Origin of the sequence: Anabaenopsis sp. FSS-46 (genome assembly GCF_029891665.1) — a bacterium.
Classification (GTDB): Bacteria; Cyanobacteriota; Cyanobacteriia; order Cyanobacteriales; family Nostocaceae; genus Anabaenopsis; species Anabaenopsis arnoldii.
The window spans coordinates 1-14,870 of sequence record NZ_JANQDG010000056.1 but is presented as its reverse complement, the minus strand read 5'-3'; the positions used below and the strand labels follow the sequence as shown (position 1 = coordinate 14,870).

The 14,870-nt window shown below is 41.6% G+C and carries 13 protein-coding genes and 1 pseudogene; 8 read left to right on the top strand and 6 right to left on the bottom strand.

Features of this window, described 5'->3' with window-relative positions; translation table 11 throughout:
* Positions 1 to 12 precede the first annotated feature (12 nt).
* Positions 13 to 1,494: a CIA30 family protein gene (locus NWP21_RS05545; RefSeq protein ID WP_280791922.1), complete on the bottom strand. Its 1,482-nt coding sequence runs from the start codon at positions 1,492 to 1,494 to the stop codon at positions 13 to 15.
* 177 nt (positions 1,495 to 1,671) lie between these two features.
* On the opposite strand from NWP21_RS05545, the gene NWP21_RS05540 reads away from it, so the two are divergent.
* The 4 genes from NWP21_RS05540 to NWP21_RS05525 all read left to right on the top strand — a co-directional run bounded on the left by NWP21_RS05540 (position 1,672) and on the right by NWP21_RS05525 (position 5,206).
* Positions 1,672 to 2,166: a pyridoxamine 5'-phosphate oxidase family protein gene (locus NWP21_RS05540; protein ID WP_271733189.1), complete on the top strand. Its 495-nt coding sequence runs from the start codon at positions 1,672 to 1,674 to the stop codon at positions 2,164 to 2,166.
* Between the two features lie 2 nt (positions 2,167 to 2,168).
* Positions 2,169 to 3,053 (top strand): alpha/beta hydrolase, encoded by an 885-nt coding sequence (locus NWP21_RS05535; protein WP_280791921.1) that lies wholly within the window; start codon positions 2,169 to 2,171, stop codon positions 3,051 to 3,053.
* Between the two features lie 257 nt (positions 3,054 to 3,310).
* Positions 3,311 to 4,477 carry a ferrochelatase gene (hemH, locus tag NWP21_RS05530; RefSeq protein ID WP_280791920.1) on the top strand — a complete coding sequence of 389 codons (1,167 nt, stop codon included), beginning with the start codon at positions 3,311 to 3,313 and terminating at the stop codon, positions 4,475 to 4,477.
* Positions 4,478 to 4,744: 267 nt separating this feature from the next.
* Positions 4,745 to 5,206, top strand: a complete 462-nt coding sequence (locus NWP21_RS05525; protein ID WP_271733186.1) for a hypothetical protein — start codon at positions 4,745 to 4,747, stop codon at positions 5,204 to 5,206.
* A gap of 109 nt (positions 5,207 to 5,315) precedes the next feature.
* On the opposite strand, the gene purB is transcribed toward NWP21_RS05525, so the two are convergent.
* The 3 genes from purB to NWP21_RS05510 form a co-directional block, all read right to left on the bottom strand.
* Positions 5,316 to 6,611, bottom strand: a complete 1,296-nt coding sequence (gene purB, locus NWP21_RS05520) for an adenylosuccinate lyase (RefSeq protein WP_280791919.1) — start codon at positions 6,609 to 6,611, stop codon at positions 5,316 to 5,318.
* 53 nt (positions 6,612 to 6,664) lie between these two features.
* Positions 6,665 to 8,197 carry a YifB family Mg chelatase-like AAA ATPase gene (locus tag NWP21_RS05515; protein ID WP_280791918.1) on the bottom strand — a complete coding sequence of 511 codons (1,533 nt, stop codon included), beginning with the start codon at positions 8,195 to 8,197 and terminating at the stop codon, positions 6,665 to 6,667.
* Between the two features lie 108 nt (positions 8,198 to 8,305).
* Complete coding sequence (locus tag NWP21_RS05510; RefSeq protein ID WP_280791917.1) at positions 8,306 to 10,648, bottom strand: fimbria/pilus outer membrane usher protein; 2,343 nt, start codon at positions 10,646 to 10,648, stop codon at positions 8,306 to 8,308.
* Positions 10,649 to 10,654: 6 nt separating this feature from the next.
* Here NWP21_RS05510 and NWP21_RS05505 point away from each other — a divergent pair, with 6 nt between their 5' ends.
* A complete protein-coding gene (locus tag NWP21_RS05505; RefSeq protein ID WP_280791916.1) occupies positions 10,655 to 11,167 on the top strand; it encodes a spore coat U domain-containing protein in 513 nt (170 codons plus the stop codon).
* An 86-nt stretch (positions 11,168 to 11,253) separates the two neighbouring features.
* Here the strand turns inward: NWP21_RS05505 and NWP21_RS05500 are convergent, their stop codons facing one another.
* Both NWP21_RS05500 and NWP21_RS05495 read right to left on the bottom strand, forming a co-directional pair.
* Complete coding sequence (locus tag NWP21_RS05500) at positions 11,254 to 12,036, bottom strand: fimbria/pilus periplasmic chaperone (RefSeq protein WP_280791915.1); 783 nt, start codon at positions 12,034 to 12,036, stop codon at positions 11,254 to 11,256.
* 107 nt (positions 12,037 to 12,143) lie between these two features.
* Complete coding sequence (locus NWP21_RS05495; RefSeq protein ID WP_280791914.1) at positions 12,144 to 12,662, bottom strand: spore coat U domain-containing protein; 519 nt, start codon at positions 12,660 to 12,662, stop codon at positions 12,144 to 12,146.
* A 466-nt stretch (positions 12,663 to 13,128) separates the two neighbouring features.
* Between NWP21_RS05495 and NWP21_RS05490 the strand changes: the two genes are divergently transcribed.
* The 3 genes and pseudogenes from NWP21_RS05490 to NWP21_RS05480 all read left to right on the top strand — a co-directional run.
* Entirely contained in the window at positions 13,129 to 13,740 is a 612-nt protein-coding gene (locus NWP21_RS05490; RefSeq protein ID WP_280791913.1) for a Uma2 family endonuclease, read from the top strand.
* 223 nt (positions 13,741 to 13,963) lie between these two features.
* Positions 13,964 to 14,314 (top strand): histidine triad nucleotide-binding protein, encoded by a 351-nt coding sequence (locus tag NWP21_RS05485; RefSeq protein ID WP_280791912.1) that lies wholly within the window; start codon positions 13,964 to 13,966, stop codon positions 14,312 to 14,314.
* A gap of 171 nt (positions 14,315 to 14,485) precedes the next feature.
* Positions 14,486 to 14,870, top strand: a pseudogene (locus NWP21_RS05480) (photosystem II q(b) protein); the annotation flags it as partial.

The following is a 14,870-nucleotide window of genomic DNA, read 5'->3' as shown; positions in this document are numbered from 1 at the left end:
TCGGTGCATTGATCAATCCGGCTGTAAATGAGAAAATAGCTGTTGCCAATTCATATCATTAGCAGTATTTTCTCCTGATTTCACCTCTAAGGTGATATTACGCGCCTTTGATTGCTCTAGCGATCGCACACAAAGCTCCGCCACATCATCGCGGCTAATTTTACCTCTAATATTATCACCCTGCTCCAAGATTAACTCCTTACCCCCCACTTCCTCAGTTAAAGCGCAAGGTCTAATAATCGTATAGGGAATACCACTAGCTCTTAAACTATCTTCCCCCTTCAGCTTCCATGTTAAAATTCCTCCCAACTGGTCATTTAATCTGACTGCTGGGGGTTCTTCATCTAAATTAATTCCCGGTCTTCCTGGACGAGTCACACCAGCGGAACTAACCAGGACAAACTGGGGTAAAGTCTCCGCGCCGTATGCTTTGATATATTCAATGTGTAAAGCAAAACCACCAGCGGAGAACTTGGGATTTAAAGCGCCATCATATTCAAACTTACTCAACATCAGTTGAAATGAGGCGACTCTACCAGTATCAATAGGCGGACAGTCTTGCAGCACCTTAGCGCGAAAGACGGGAACTAAATCTTTAAAAGCAACACGAATATTTATCCAAGTATTATCTACAGTATCAAAGGAATAACTGTAACCAACACCATCCCATTTAGTATCTGTTCTTAAAAAGAGTTTATAACGTTGACCGTCACCCTTGACACGTAATTCTACACCTTCGTAACCAGATAAATCAAAGGGAGGTTGAAAATTCTTGGTTCTCACCGAAGCAAACCCCCCAGAGTTAGCCGTGGAAACATTCCCAGCAAACACCGCTGTATTTTCCAACAGTTGCATATTACTGGCACTCACACCACCCATAACCACATCATCCACTGCCCCCCAAATAGTCTTTAATTCAGCCGAGGGGTGAGTAAAATCAAAGATGAGTCTTTCATTACCTGGGGGGAGATATTGAGCCGCAGCTGTTACCAGGTTTTTCACGCCTTGATATTCCACATTTTCGGGAGTATCACCCACAATCTCAGGCATATAAAATTTTATACCCTGATTATATTTGGCTCTATCGGGTGTGTCCCCTTCCACTGGTTGCACACGGACTGCAGTACAACAAATTAGGGCTTTGACGTTAGCCATCACCATAGGGTTTAAAGTTTCCGGTTTAGTGATGTCCGCAGCTACTAAGTCAACATCATTACCAAGTATTGACCTGGCTCTGTCAATATCCCGTACAAGGGCGCGGACTTGATGACCTGCTGCTAAGAGTCGCGACACCACTCGTTTACCCACTCCACCTGTGGCACCTGCTACCAGTATTACACCCACATTTGTTCCTCCATTGGGTAGATTTCCATGATCACTAGGACGACCCTTAATTAACTGCTGTACCCAGTTAAGCAAAGGAAACACCTCGAAATAGGTTAGGGTGTCAATAAACCTCCCTAAGTCCCATTGAGAACGATTTTTGTCAGCCACAATCGCGTCCTCATAATTTTTACTGTTACATACATATATAATAACCGAACCATCACCAGCCCCCACCCTTAGCTGCGGGTGAGGTGAAAACAGTTATCACCGTGTATTCAGCTCACATGGCTAGATAGCCAGTACAATAAATGCGATCGCTCTGGAACTTAGGTTAAACGTTAATTTATGAGCCAAATTGAAAAAGCTCAAGCTGAGTATGAAACTTTTCCCCAAACAGTCGAAAGTATAATCATTGGTACTGTTAGCGCCGAAGGAATACCTAACGCCAGTTATGCGCCTTTTGTGATGGATGAAGCTAAAAATATTTATATCTATGTGAGTGGTCTATCCACCCACACCCAAAATCTCCATGTGAATCCTCATGTGAGTGTGTTATTTATTGAAGATGAATCTAAATGTGACCAAATTTTTGCCCGTCGCCGTTTGAGTTTTGATTGTACTGCTACTTTGATGGAGCGTGAAACTGAGGCTTGGAACCAGGTTGTGGCTGAATTTCAAGCACGTTTTGGAGAATTAATTGCAGTTTTCCGCAGTTTACCTGATTTTCGGATTTTTCGCTTAACTCCTAGTGCTGGTCGTTTTGTGATTGGTTTTGGTACAGCTTATCAAATTCGTGGTGAGCAACTCGATACACTGGTTCATTTGACTGGAAAAAATTGATCATGCTACAGTTTCAACCTCCCGGCTTTGGGGAGAAAGTGATTAATACATCCCTCGGGGCTATGGTTTACTATACTCAGACCAATGCACCCTGGTTAAATGCTGATAGTGAAGATTTACCACCTTTACTGTTTCTGCATAATTTTGGCGGTGGCGCTTCTGCTTATGAGTGGTCTAAGGTTTACCCGGCTTTTGCAGCTACCCACCGAGTCTTGGCACCTGATTTAATTGGTTGGGGTGCTTCTGCTCATCCAGTGCGGAATTATCAAATTAGGGATTATTTGACTACTATTAACGAGTTTATCCGCCAAACTTGTCGCCAACCAGTAACGGTGGTGGCTTCTTCTTTGACGGCGGCTTTGACTATTCGTCTGGCTATTAGCCATCCTGATTTATTTCAAAGCTTGTTTTTGGTGTGTCCATCTGGGTTTGATGACTTTGGCCAGGGGAGTGGACGTAGGTTACCATTAGCAATTATTAATGCCCCCTTATTGGATAATTTCATTTATACTCTGGGGGCTGAAAATGAAATTGCTGTGAGAAATTTTTTGCAAAATTTTCTGTTTGCTAAACCACAGCGGGTTTCTCGAGAAATTGTGGCCGCTTATTTAACTTCAGCACAACAGCCTAATGCTCAGTTTTCGGCTTTGGCGTTTTTACGGGGAGACCTCTATTTTGATTTGAGTTTGTACATCCAGCAACTGCAAATTCCCACGGTGATGTTTTGGGGAGAGGCGGCACAATTTACTAGCATTAAGTTAGGGCGACGTTTAGCTAGTCTCAATACAGCCGCAATTGGTGATTTTTATGCGATCGCCGACACAGGAGTATTACCCCATCTAGAAACCCCAGAAGTGTTAATTGGTCTATTACAGCGTTATTTTTAACCTACATGGCAATATGTGAAGTTATGTAAACTAATTATCAAAAACTGCACTTTTTAACCATTAGGGTAGTCTCCACTAATGACGGCGCACTGCAAGCTGTTTGAGGCATGGCATTGTCAAACCGTTGATATAGTTGACACCAATGTTTTAAGATTGTTGATATTCTATCTTTGTTGACTAGAAAGCTTTATATTTAATAAAGATATAATTGTTAACATTAGTACAAAATCTGAAAGGATTGGGGGAAAATAACTGCTATGAGTCGTGTAGGCGTTTTATTACTCAATCTCGGTGGACCTGATAAGTTAGAGGATGTCGGGCCGTTTTTGTATAACCTGTTTTCCGACCCAGAAATTATTCGCCTACCGTTTCGCTGGCTGCAAAAACCCCTAGCTTGGTTTATTGCCTCACGGCGCACCAAAACATCTCAAGCTAATTATAAGCAAATTGGTGGCGGTTCCCCACTGCGGCGAATCACGGAGGCTCAAGGAGAAGCTCTCAAACAAAAGTTGGGTGATTTGGGACAAGAAGTGAATATCTATGTAGGAATGCGTTATTGGCATCCTTACACAGAGGAGGCGATCGCCCAAATTGCTCAAGATAAAATTGAACAGCTAGTAATTCTACCACTTTACCCACAATTTTCTATTAGTACGAGTGGTTCTAGTTTTCGGCTGTTAGAAAAACTTTGGCGAGAACAGCCAGAACTTCAGCCCAGGGACTATACTGTCATTCCCTCTTGGTACAAACAACCCAGCTATCTCCGGGTGATGGCCGAACTCATCGCCCAAGAACTAGACCAATGTCCCAACCCCGATGAGGCTCATATCTTTTTCAGCGCTCATGGTGTGCCGAAAAGCTATGTTGAAGAAGCAGGAGACCCCTATGAGCAAGAAATCGAGGAATGTACTGCTCTAATTATGCAGACTCTCAATCGACCCAATCTTTATACATTAGCTTACCAAAGTCGTGTCGGTCCGGTAGAATGGCTCCAGCCTTATACTGAAGATGCGCTGCAACAACTTGGCGCACAAGGTGTAAAAGATTTGGTTGTTGTACCGATCAGTTTTGTCTCAGAACACATTGAGACTCTCCAAGAAATTGATATTGAATATCGGGAAATAGCCGAAGATGTAGGAATCCATAACTTCCGTCGTGCTGCAGCTCCTAATACTCATCCGGTATTTATTCAAGCACTGGCGGAACTGGTAATTGAGTCCGTGGAAAAGCCCAGTTTCAAGCTTTCCCAAGCTGCACAAATGAAGAAAAAGGTGAAAATGTATCCCCAGGAGAACTGGGAATGGGGTATGACTACCAGCGCCGAGGTCTGGAATGGTCGTATTGCTATGCTTGGTTTTATTGCTTTAATGATTGAGCTAGTTACTGGCCATGGTTTGCTACATCTGATTGGCCTTTTGCAGTGATAGTAATTCTCTCTATGGGGACGTAGCACTTTACGCCCCCGCTTCTATTAAAATCATACTTTCAGATGATAACTGCGCACTAAATATCCCGTTGGTAAGACGTAATCTATTTTTAAGTTTTGTAACTTGAAATTTAACAGGTTCTCAGATGACTGAGTTCTTTTGTCTCCACAAATTGTCGGAATTAATTAACCACAGATGAATGTTTTTGGGATCTGTCTTCTGTGAGGTTGATTGATTCTGAACAATTCTATTTATTGGAGTTGGATGATGAAAAAATTGATTTGCTTATGGACTTTAAGTTTAGCGATCGCATCTATGGGTGTTCCGGCTATAGCTCAGGGTCAAGAAATCGAGTATGATCAGAATGCTCCTCGGATTAGCGGTACTACTGGTTTAACTGATAGGCATTACATTAGTCTGTATACTGGTGAACAACCTTTATCTAGCGTTACTATTCGTCCGTCGGAACTTATGGATATTGGTGATAATATTCAGGTCACTGATGAGTCGGGTGCAACTATTGATGCAGAGGTTTCTAGGGAAGAGGACAGCTTGAAAATCAATTTTGCTCAACCTGTGGCTTCGGGAACTAACATAGAAATTGCTATCAGGGATTTAGGATTTGTACCGACACCCCAGGGAGTGTTCCACTATCAAGTTTCTGGTGACCATGTGGGCTTTGCTCGCGAGGTTCCCTATGGTTTGGCTAGAGTTGAGGTGTATTGATTCTGGATTTTATCTTTTTTTTTGGGAACCGCACCAGGGAACAAAGAGAAGGAAAACTTTTGATTGTCCCTTTCTCTTTGCTCTGGTGGTGGTCTGTGCCTACTTGTTTCTAAATGTCTAGTCTTTGGTAAACTTGATCTAAATGCCGCAGGTGTTGTTGTGGGTCAAAACAGGTAGCAATTTCTGCGGGTGATAACTTTTGAGTTACACGGGGGTCTTGAGTGATGAGGTCGTGGAAGTTTCCTTCTGGTTTGTTCCAAGCAGCATGGGCGCTTTCTTGGACAATCCCATAGGCTTCTTCTCGTTTTAGTCCTTTGTCTATCAAGGCTAGTAGGACTTTTTGGCTAAACACCACACCGCCGTAACAGTTGAGGTTCCGCGCCATGTTTTCTGGATAGACTAGCAGGTTTTTTACCAGTTCTGTGATTTCAACTAGCATAAAGTGTGTTAAAATGCAAGCATCTGGTAAAATCACCCGTTCTACCGAACTATGGGAAATGTCCCGTTCATGCCACAAGGCGACGTTTTCTAGGGCTGCTCCCGCATGACTTCTGACTAGGCGCGCCATTCCTGTTAGCCTTTCGGAACGGATGGGGTTGCGTTTGTGAGGCATTGCTGAGGAGCCTTTTTGACCTTTGGCGAAAAATTCTTCAACTTCTAAAACGTCTGTTTTTTGGAGGTTGCGAATTTCTACGGCAAAGCGTTCAATGGATGCAGCAACTAAGGCCAATTGTTGCACGTAGTCGGCATGGCGATCGCGAGAAATAACTTGTGTCGAGGCTGTATCAGCTTTGAGTCCCAGTTTTTGACAAGCGATAGCTTCCACCCGTGGTTCAATATTAGCATAGGTTCCCACCGCACCGGAAATTTTACCCACGGCGATGGTTTCCCGTAGGACTTTGAGCCTTTCTTGATGGCGCAGCACTTCTGCTAACCATCCAGCTAACTTAAAACCAAAGGTCATGGGTTCGGCGTGAATCCCGTGGGAACGGCCAATCATGACTGTATTACGGTGTTCTCGCGCCTTTTGGCGAATTGCCTGAATCAAATTTTCCAGATGTTGGGATATTACATCCAGGCTAGCAACTAATTGCAGTCCTAAAGCTGTGTCTAAGACATCGGAGCTAGTTAACCCTAGATGAATATAGCGTCCCGCATCACCTACATATTCATTGACATTAGTTAAAAAGGCAATGACATCATGACGGACTTCAGCTTCAATTTCTAACACTCGCTTCGGGTCAAAATTCGCCTTAGCTTTAATTTCCTCCACTGCCTGAGCAGGGATATAACCCAGTTCAGCTTGGGCTTCACAAACTGCAATCTCTACCTGTAGCCAGGTTTTTAATTTGTAAGATTCAGTCCACAGGTTGCCCATTTCGGGCAAAGTATAACGCTCAATCAACGTTCGCGGCAGAATACAACTGTCATATTCTACACTTTAATAGGCAAAAAATTTCACTGCATTCTGTCGATAGTCCGATACTGAATTGCTTCGGCGATATGATTGGCTTTAATTTCATCTTCGGCGGCTAAATCTGCAATTGTCCGCGCTACTTTGAGGATGCGATCGCTGGCTCTGGCGGATAACCCCAGTTTTCTAATTGCTGCTTCTAATAAACTGCGACTAGAATCATCTAACTTACACCATTTTTGCAGATGCTTACTTTGCATTTGAGCATTACAACGCAGATTTGCTTCGGCTTGGAAACGGGTATTAGCGATTTCTCGCGCTTGTTTGACTCTTTCTAAAACTGCAGCCGAAGCCTCTCCTGTGGGTTCTTGGGTAATTTCTTCCGGTTTTAAGCGATTCACTGCCACTTGTAAGTCAATGCGATCCATTAACGGACCCGAAAGCTTCGCCCAATAATTTTCCCGTTGTCTAGGTGAACAGGTACATGGTTGAATGGTATCGCCATAAAAACCGCAAGGACAGGGATTAGTGCTAGCTACTAAGGTAAACTGCGCCGGAAACATTACAGATTGTCTGGTGCGGGAAATTGTCACATAACCATCCTCTAGGGGTTGGCGCAGAAATTCTAAAACATCCCGTTTAAATTCCGTTAACTCATCCAGAAACAGAATCCCTAGGTGAGATAAAGAAATTTCTCCTGGACGGGGAAAGCTCCCACCTCCAACTAGAGAAGGTCCCGATGCTGAATGGTGAGGACTGCGGAAGGGGCGATCGCGCACTAAGGAGCCGCGGTTTTTTAATAACCCCGCTACAGAGTGAATCCGAGTCACTTCTAGGGACTCGGCAAACTGCAAAGGTGGTAAAATTCCTGGTAACCGTCTGGCTAACATAGTTTTACCACTCCCCGGCGGTCCGACAAAGATTAAATTATGTCCTCCAGCCGCCGCAATTTCCAAAGCCCGACGAGCATGAGCCTGTCCTTTGACATCTTGTAAATCTGCTAAATTTAAAGATGTTGCTGCTAATGTCTTTGGGTTTTCATTTAATTTAACAGGTTTGAATTTCCCCGGATTATTTAGTAAATCAACTACATCAGAAATATGATGACAACCATAAACATTTAATCCTTGAACAACGGCAGCTTCTTGAGCATTGTCAGCAGGAACAACTAAACCAGAAATTCCCATTTTCTCAGCAGTTGCAGCAATAGGTAAAACACCAGCAACCGGACGCAAACTACCATCTAAAGAAACTTCACCTAAAAATAAAAAATCCCCTAATAAATCAGGGTTGACTTGTTCAGAAGCAGCTAAAATTCCCACACTAATAGGTAAATCAAAAGCAGGTCCTTCTTTCCTTAAATCTGCGGGAGTGAGGTTAATTACAATCTTTCTCATGGGAAAAGCAAAACCCGCATTTTTCAAAGTTGCTTTTACCCGTTCTTTTGATTCTTGAATCGCCGAATCTGGTAAACCTAAAATTACAATTCCCGGTAAACCACCAGAAACATCAACTTCCACACCCACTTTTACAGCGTCAATACCAACAATAGATGCACTCCAGACTCTAGCCAGCATTGTTCATATATGAATAAACCCTAATTATATCAAACCAGATTTTCAGGTAAATTAACAATGAGTGAAATCACCGAATACAAATGTTATTAAAAACTTTTAAAACACCCTTTAAGGAAGGATACACTTTAAATTACCTAAATTAACCATTTGTTCCTGAGACTGGGGAATAGTTAGCTCAAAATTACAAATACCGCCTTCATAGTCCACATTAGCTGCATATTTTCCCGGAGCAACACTGTCTAAATAAAAATCTCCTTCCTTACCAATAGGTGAGTTAATAATTTGATTATTCACAGTGATATTTAACTGACCATAGGACGGAATTACAGTTTTTCCTGATGTTTCTACCGACAAAGTACCAACAATACTTTGAATTAGTTGCACAGGAAAACGCACAACTGCCCCACCTCGAAAAGGTGGAGTAATTACTTTTTCATTAGCATCAATTTTGTAGTTTAAAGGAATATCCTCATCTTGGATTTTTAAATTATTCCCATTATAAGGGCGCAGATTAGTAATTATTAAATTACCGCGAGAATCAGTGCGTCCAACTTCCTGATTATTACTGTAACCACGCACACCCCTCACCCCTGGAACTTGTATAAGTGCAAAGCTTTGGGTGACAGGAGGAGCAAGAAAAACACTATTTCCTATGCCGATAATACTACCAGAAACATTAACAGAGCCACTATTTTTACCATTATTGCGGTTGAGGTTTAACTCATAAACACCAAAGGGAGCGCGATACTTAATACTACCATTGGCGGGAATTTTTTCCCCGTTGGGGTTAACCTGAAGACGGTAGCCCAAGCCATTACCCGCCGGTGGAGATTTTTGCAGGGATACAGTAGAGCTAATTGCAGTTTTACCATTGGTATTTTGCCGATTAATACTAGCCCTCGCATCACCTAAAGTATAATTGAAACCGATAAATAGTTCATTTGTAGTTGGTTGTGTAGGTTGGTTAGACTGGGTGAGATTGATAGATAAATCTGCACGGGAATTGAGACGCAAACTACTGGTGAGAGCTAGGCGGTTACTGTGTCCTTTATCACGGAAATCTGAGGATGCATACTGCAAACCTAAGCTTAAATTACGGGTAGGAGAGACAGAAATAAAAGCATTATTTTCTAACTTGGCTCTGTCATCTAATGCTGTCAAACTTAAATTAGCATATCGGTCACTCAACAGCCGCACCGAACCACCAAAACCGATATTACGACCAGAATAGCTATAAGTGAGGGCAGCCGCAGCCCCCGGAATTCCTGATTCACTACTGGCGGCTAGGGATAGTCCTAAAGCCCCAAAGGGTAGGGTAGTGCTTAGAGTAGAACCACCACTAATTAGGTTACTAGCAACTTCCAAGCGCCCGCCCAGGGTCAGGGAGTTGGTGATACCCTGACGATAGCGACCGAGAAAAGCCGGAGAACCATAATTAAAATTATCAGAGTCTAGTTTAAATCGCTGTAAACCGAAATTAAAACTGTAGTCAGATAAACCGGGTTTTAGTAACCCTGGAGCAAAATAAAAAGGTGAAGTAATTACCTGTTCTCGATTCAAAGCATCACGAATTATAACTTTTTTATAACCACTACCGCTAGGTAGGAGTAAATTATCAAATTGAAAGCGACCGGGGGGTACTTCTGTTTGATTTACTCTTTGTCCATTAACAAAAACCTCTACTTTGGAAGGTGTTAAGGCTACACCAGATAAACTAAAAGTTGGTTGTTGAATGACATTAGGATTTAGTCCAAAATCCCGTGACTTACTCACACCAGCCATAAACATTCCTCCCCCTAAATCGCCGGCACTGACAAAGGAATCACCAACTACCCATTTAGTCATTTTTTGGGCATTGTCTAAGGTTAAATTTGTTAAACCTCGCAGCCAAGAACCATCAGTTTTACGAGAAAAACTGCTATAAAGTAAACTTTTATTAATGCTTAATCCTGATTCTCCAAAAAATGTATAATTGTTGAGGTTCAATTTTTCAACGTCAACAGGTAAATTAAAAGCATAATTAAAGAAAACACTAGTGTTTTGACTATAAGTAATATTTTTTTGTGACTCCTGACCTAAATTAAATGAATTACTCTTTAATAATTCTGGTTGGGCTGTTATACTTAGAGTTAAGGCTTTTTCATCAAAAAAATAGCTTAACTGGGGAGCTAAGGAAACCAGAGAAACATAAATTTCATTATTAATAGTTTCTCGACTACCAGCGAAATTTTCTAACCCGGCTTTTTCTAAATCAGGAAGACTAACAAGAATATCCTGGGGGCGTAAAATCACAAAAATTGCTTCTTTAGCCACCTGATTAACGGTAAGTTCCAAAATAGCATTTTGTTCTTGTGCAGCAACCTCAGAACAGACTGCAAAACTCCAACCCGAAACTAACAGCAACCACCAGGCATTATTTACAGACATCAAACCAGACATCAAACCAGACATAAAACCATGAAATTGCGCCCTTCCTTATTGACTGTTTTGTTACTCATGGCTAGTTCCACTGCTCCCGCAATGGCAGGTAGCGCAAATGCTAATTTGAATGTTTCTGCTTCAGTAGTTCCTAGTATTATAATTACCCCACCTGCGGCTCCTGTGCCAATACCAGTTGAGAACATAACTAATCCGTCTACTCCGGCAACAGTAACATTACCAATCGCTATGACTTTATCGAGTAATACTACTGGGAAAATTACCCTGGGACAAGGACAAAATCCCTCTCCTGTCTCCACAGACAATAACCCCGTGCGCCGCATGACTGATGGTGCGGGAAATTACTTATTGTATGAATTATATCAAGATGAATCTAAGACAATAATTTGGGGCAATACTGATGACACTGGTTTGTCATTGACTGGTACGGGTTCAGCCAGTAATGTCAATGTTTATATTAAGATTCCGGCGGGGCAAAATGTGCCGGCGGGAAATTACCAGGACACAGTGCAACTAAGGGCGACTTTGTAAGCATTTTGAAATTAACCCCACCCTAACCCTCCCCTTACCAAAGGGAGGGGACAAGATTCTCCAGTTTCCCCCCTTGGTAAGGGGGACTAAGGGGGGTAAGCAGCAGCACAAGCGCCCTGGGGAGTATCTAGGGTTTCTTTCAGGGTGGTTTTTGCAGTTTTGACTTCCACTACCAGTTTCTTGACCCCATTACATTTTTCCTTGGGTGGTAATTCTATACTGTAGGATTTAGTACTACCCGCTAAAATATACCAACTATTAACAGCAGTTTCAATAATTTTTTCCCCTGTGGCACTTACTCCTTGCACTGTTATCTGCTGTGGCCGAAGATTCACATTACCAGTATTATTAATCTCAAAAGATAAATTACCTTTTTTGATTGCTAGTTGTCCCATTTTTCCTGACTGGTTGATTTGGTTCGGTTGTAGAAAAATAGGAATACTTAAATTAGTTAAGATTTGGACTGCATTCTGGGTGGGTTGACTGGTTTTTGTCGGTAGTTCTTCCACAATCAATCGGTAAGTTTTTTCGACAGTATTAATGGGAACTTTAGAACCGAGTCTAATTTGTCGCTCTCCCTGGGATTCTACGGTAAGTAGAGATGGAAACAGAATAATATCTTCAGTAGGGGTGAGTTTGTCTTCTCCTTGGGCATTTTGTTCCCATTTGAATACTTTGAATTGAAAACTGGCAGCACTGGTATCCTGATTACGTAATTTCAGCAGAGCAGTGGCAACTCTGGGAGAAAGAACAACATTAATGGGATTAACGCTATAATTACTTCCCCAAGCTGTTGAGGGTTTTAGGGATAGGCCAAATACCAGGCTGAGGAAAAAAAGCAGTTTTGGTTGGTAGGTGCGGTAAAACATTATGGGTTTGAAGATTGTTAAGAAAGATGTGGGTAATGGATAGCTTTTCAAACAACCTCTCAAGAAACAGATGGCAGACTTATTGAATAAGTCCGCCATCTAAGGTATTAGAAATCGATTGTAGCTGTTACAGTATCAGTGTAATTACCACTTGAAACGTTTTGTGCTGCTGGGATTCTAGCGTAAATAGTAGTATTTACTTGCTGACCAGTTCCACTAACCATTACACTACTATTGGGAGTATTTCCCCAATTCGCCACCCTGGTCTCTCCTGTGAAAATTTGATAAGAAAGAAAATCATTATTACCGTTACTGTTCTCAAGCCTACGCCGTGGTTCAGCATCAGTAGACGAAGCCTCAGGATTATTACCCTGACTTAAAGTAACAATTGTTGCAGAACCATCAGTGCAAGTTGTTGTCAGAGTTCCGGTTCCTTCTAAGGGAGCAGTAGCATTAGTACCAATTGGGTCATAATTGCCAAATGCAATTGTATTCGCAGAAATAGTACAGGTAAGAGACACAGTAGCTGTGACTTCTACATTACTTGTTGCTGTACCTGCCATTGCTGGAGCGGCAGAACCGGCAGCGATGAAAATGGCGGAAGCTAAGGCAAAACGACGAATCATGGTGTAAGTTCCCCTGTTTACAAAAAATATTGGGTTGAGAAAATATGTCTTTTGGTAGATGATTCTCTGTCAGTGTATATTATCATCTACCCCCCCCCGCAAAATAGTATAAATACTGCTTCAATTTGGAGTTGATAAATTTTCTTACACAAGCTATTAATATCTATTAAGATGCTGAAAATACTTTATTTAGCTGCATTGATTACAAATAAACATTTACACATATTCCAGAATAAGTAAATAAAGTTACTTAATACATAAATGCCTCTTTTTTCAACGGGGTTTTCAGGCTCTGTCTTTTATGAAACAAGCTGTTTAACCGCCTTGTCACCCGTTAAGCCTCTTTTACTCTCCCCGCAACTGCGGTTAGATGATGTGATGCCCTAGTAATTGATAGTTGGGACAATTCATTTTCTATCAAGTATAATTAAGTTATCAATAACAATGAAGTTAAGGTATATAAATCATGGTTCAAGTTTTACAAAAACCAGTAACCTTTGCAGAATTTGCAGATTGGAAACCAGATGGAGAACGCTATGAACTGCATAATGGAGTAATTGTGGAAATGTCACAACCAACAGGACCACATGAAGATATCATAGGTTTTACAGCTAGAAAAATAACTGTAGAATTTGATAGATTAAATCTTCCTTATTCCATTCCTAAACAAGCATTAGTCAAACCACCTGAAAGCGAATCAGGTTATTTACCAGATATTTTATTATTAAACAAAACTAATTTAGTCAATGAACCTCTATGGCAAAAACAATCAACTGTAACTCAAGCTGCTTCTATTCCCTTAATTGTTGAGGTTGTCAGTACTTGGCGTGATGACTACTTAACTAAATTACGAGATTATGAAGAGATTGGCATTCCTGAATATTGGATTATTGATTATTTAGGTTTAGGAGGTATTCGTTATATAGGTAGTCCTAAACAACCTACTATATCTATTCATTTATTGATTGATGGTGAGTATCAAGTAACGCAGTTTAGAAATGATGAAAAGATAATATCACCAACTTTTCCAGATTTGAATTTGACTGCTAAACAGATTTTTCAAGCTGGTAATATGTGAGCAATATTTATCTATTTATAGCATTTCCCATGCTCGTGAGGTACATTTTTTTTAGTTTGAGGGAACACCGGAACACAGGAAGGATTGGGGAACACACAAAAAACAATAAAATCCAGTCACCTTTCCCTTATAAAGGGAAAGGTGAGGGTGGGGTCAAACAATAGTTGATACACTAATCATGACTTATCAAACATCCTCTAACAGATATATTAGGTAAAACCACATGAGTGAAACCAAAGATACCATTTTCGGTAAAATCATCCGTCGGGAAATCCCCGCAAACATCGTTTATGAGGATGATTTGGCTTTAGCTTTTACAGATGTTAACCCTCAAGCACCAGTTCACATCCTTGTCATTCCCAAAAAACCCATAGTTAAATTAGCAGATGCCGAATCTCAAGACCAAGCTCTATTAGGACATCTTCTATTAACCGTCCAACAAGTGGCCGCAGCTGCTGGATTAACCAACGGTTATCGTGTGGTCATCAATAACGGCGCTGATGGTGGTCAAACTGTCTACCATTTACATTTACATATCCTGGGAGGAAGACCCATGGAGTGGCCCCCTGGTTGATGAAACCTGATTGAATCGTGTCTGGGATGCGATTCATTAGAAATACAAATCTTGTTCATCAGAAAACTTTAATTAAAATCCCTTTACAAATCAAAACTTTTGCTCTAAGGTAGTATTCAAGTAGGCAAGCTTACCTACTCAACTCATAAAAACAAAAGCAATCATAAACAAATGACCACAACCTTACAACAGCGCCAAAGCGCCAACGTATGGGATCGCTTCTGCGAGTGGATCACCAGCACCGATAACCGGATTTACATCGGTTGGTTCGGCGTACTCATGATCCCCACCCTCCTAGCTGCTACCACCTGCTTTATTATCGCGTTCATCGCTGCTCCTCCAGTAGACATCGATGGGATCCGCGAACCAGTAGCTGGCTCCTTAATCTACGGAAACAACATCATCTCTGGTGCTGTGTTCCTTCCTCCAACGCCATCGGCTTGCACTTCTACCCAATCTGGGAAGCAGCTTCCTTAGATGAGTGGTTGTACAACGGTGGTCCTTACCAGTTGGTAATTTTCCACTTCCTGATTGGTTGCGCTTGCTACCTAGGTCG

What these genes read in the sequence shown, in the direction of transcription:
- NWP21_RS05495 (WP_280791914.1), bottom strand. Translation starts at nt 12,662, where the DNA reads ATGATTCGTCGTTTTGCCTTAGCTTCCGCCATTTTCATCGCTGCCGGT.
- NWP21_RS05505 (WP_280791916.1), top strand. Translation starts at nt 10,655, where the DNA reads ATGAAATTGCGCCCTTCCTTATTGACTGTTTTGTTACTCATGGCTAGT.
- NWP21_RS05525 (WP_271733186.1), top strand. Translation starts at nt 4,745, where the DNA reads ATGATGAAAAAATTGATTTGCTTATGGACTTTAAGTTTAGCGATCGCA.
- NWP21_RS05535 (WP_280791921.1), top strand. Translation starts at nt 2,169, where the DNA reads ATGCTACAGTTTCAACCTCCCGGCTTTGGGGAGAAAGTGATTAATACA.
- NWP21_RS05510 (WP_280791917.1), bottom strand. Translation starts at nt 10,648, where the DNA reads ATGTCTGGTTTGATGTCTGGTTTGATGTCTGTAAATAATGCCTGGTGG.
- NWP21_RS05515 (WP_280791918.1), bottom strand. Translation starts at nt 8,197, where the DNA reads ATGCTGGCTAGAGTCTGGAGTGCATCTATTGTTGGTATTGACGCTGTA.
- NWP21_RS05500 (WP_280791915.1), bottom strand. Translation starts at nt 12,036, where the DNA reads ATGTTTTACCGCACCTACCAACCAAAACTGCTTTTTTTCCTCAGCCTG.
- NWP21_RS05540 (WP_271733189.1), top strand. Translation starts at nt 1,672, where the DNA reads ATGAGCCAAATTGAAAAAGCTCAAGCTGAGTATGAAACTTTTCCCCAA.
- NWP21_RS05485 (WP_280791912.1), top strand. Translation starts at nt 13,964, where the DNA reads ATGAGTGAAACCAAAGATACCATTTTCGGTAAAATCATCCGTCGGGAA.
- NWP21_RS05490 (WP_280791913.1), top strand. Translation starts at nt 13,129, where the DNA reads ATGGTTCAAGTTTTACAAAAACCAGTAACCTTTGCAGAATTTGCAGAT.
- hemH (WP_280791920.1), top strand. Translation starts at nt 3,311, where the DNA reads ATGAGTCGTGTAGGCGTTTTATTACTCAATCTCGGTGGACCTGATAAG.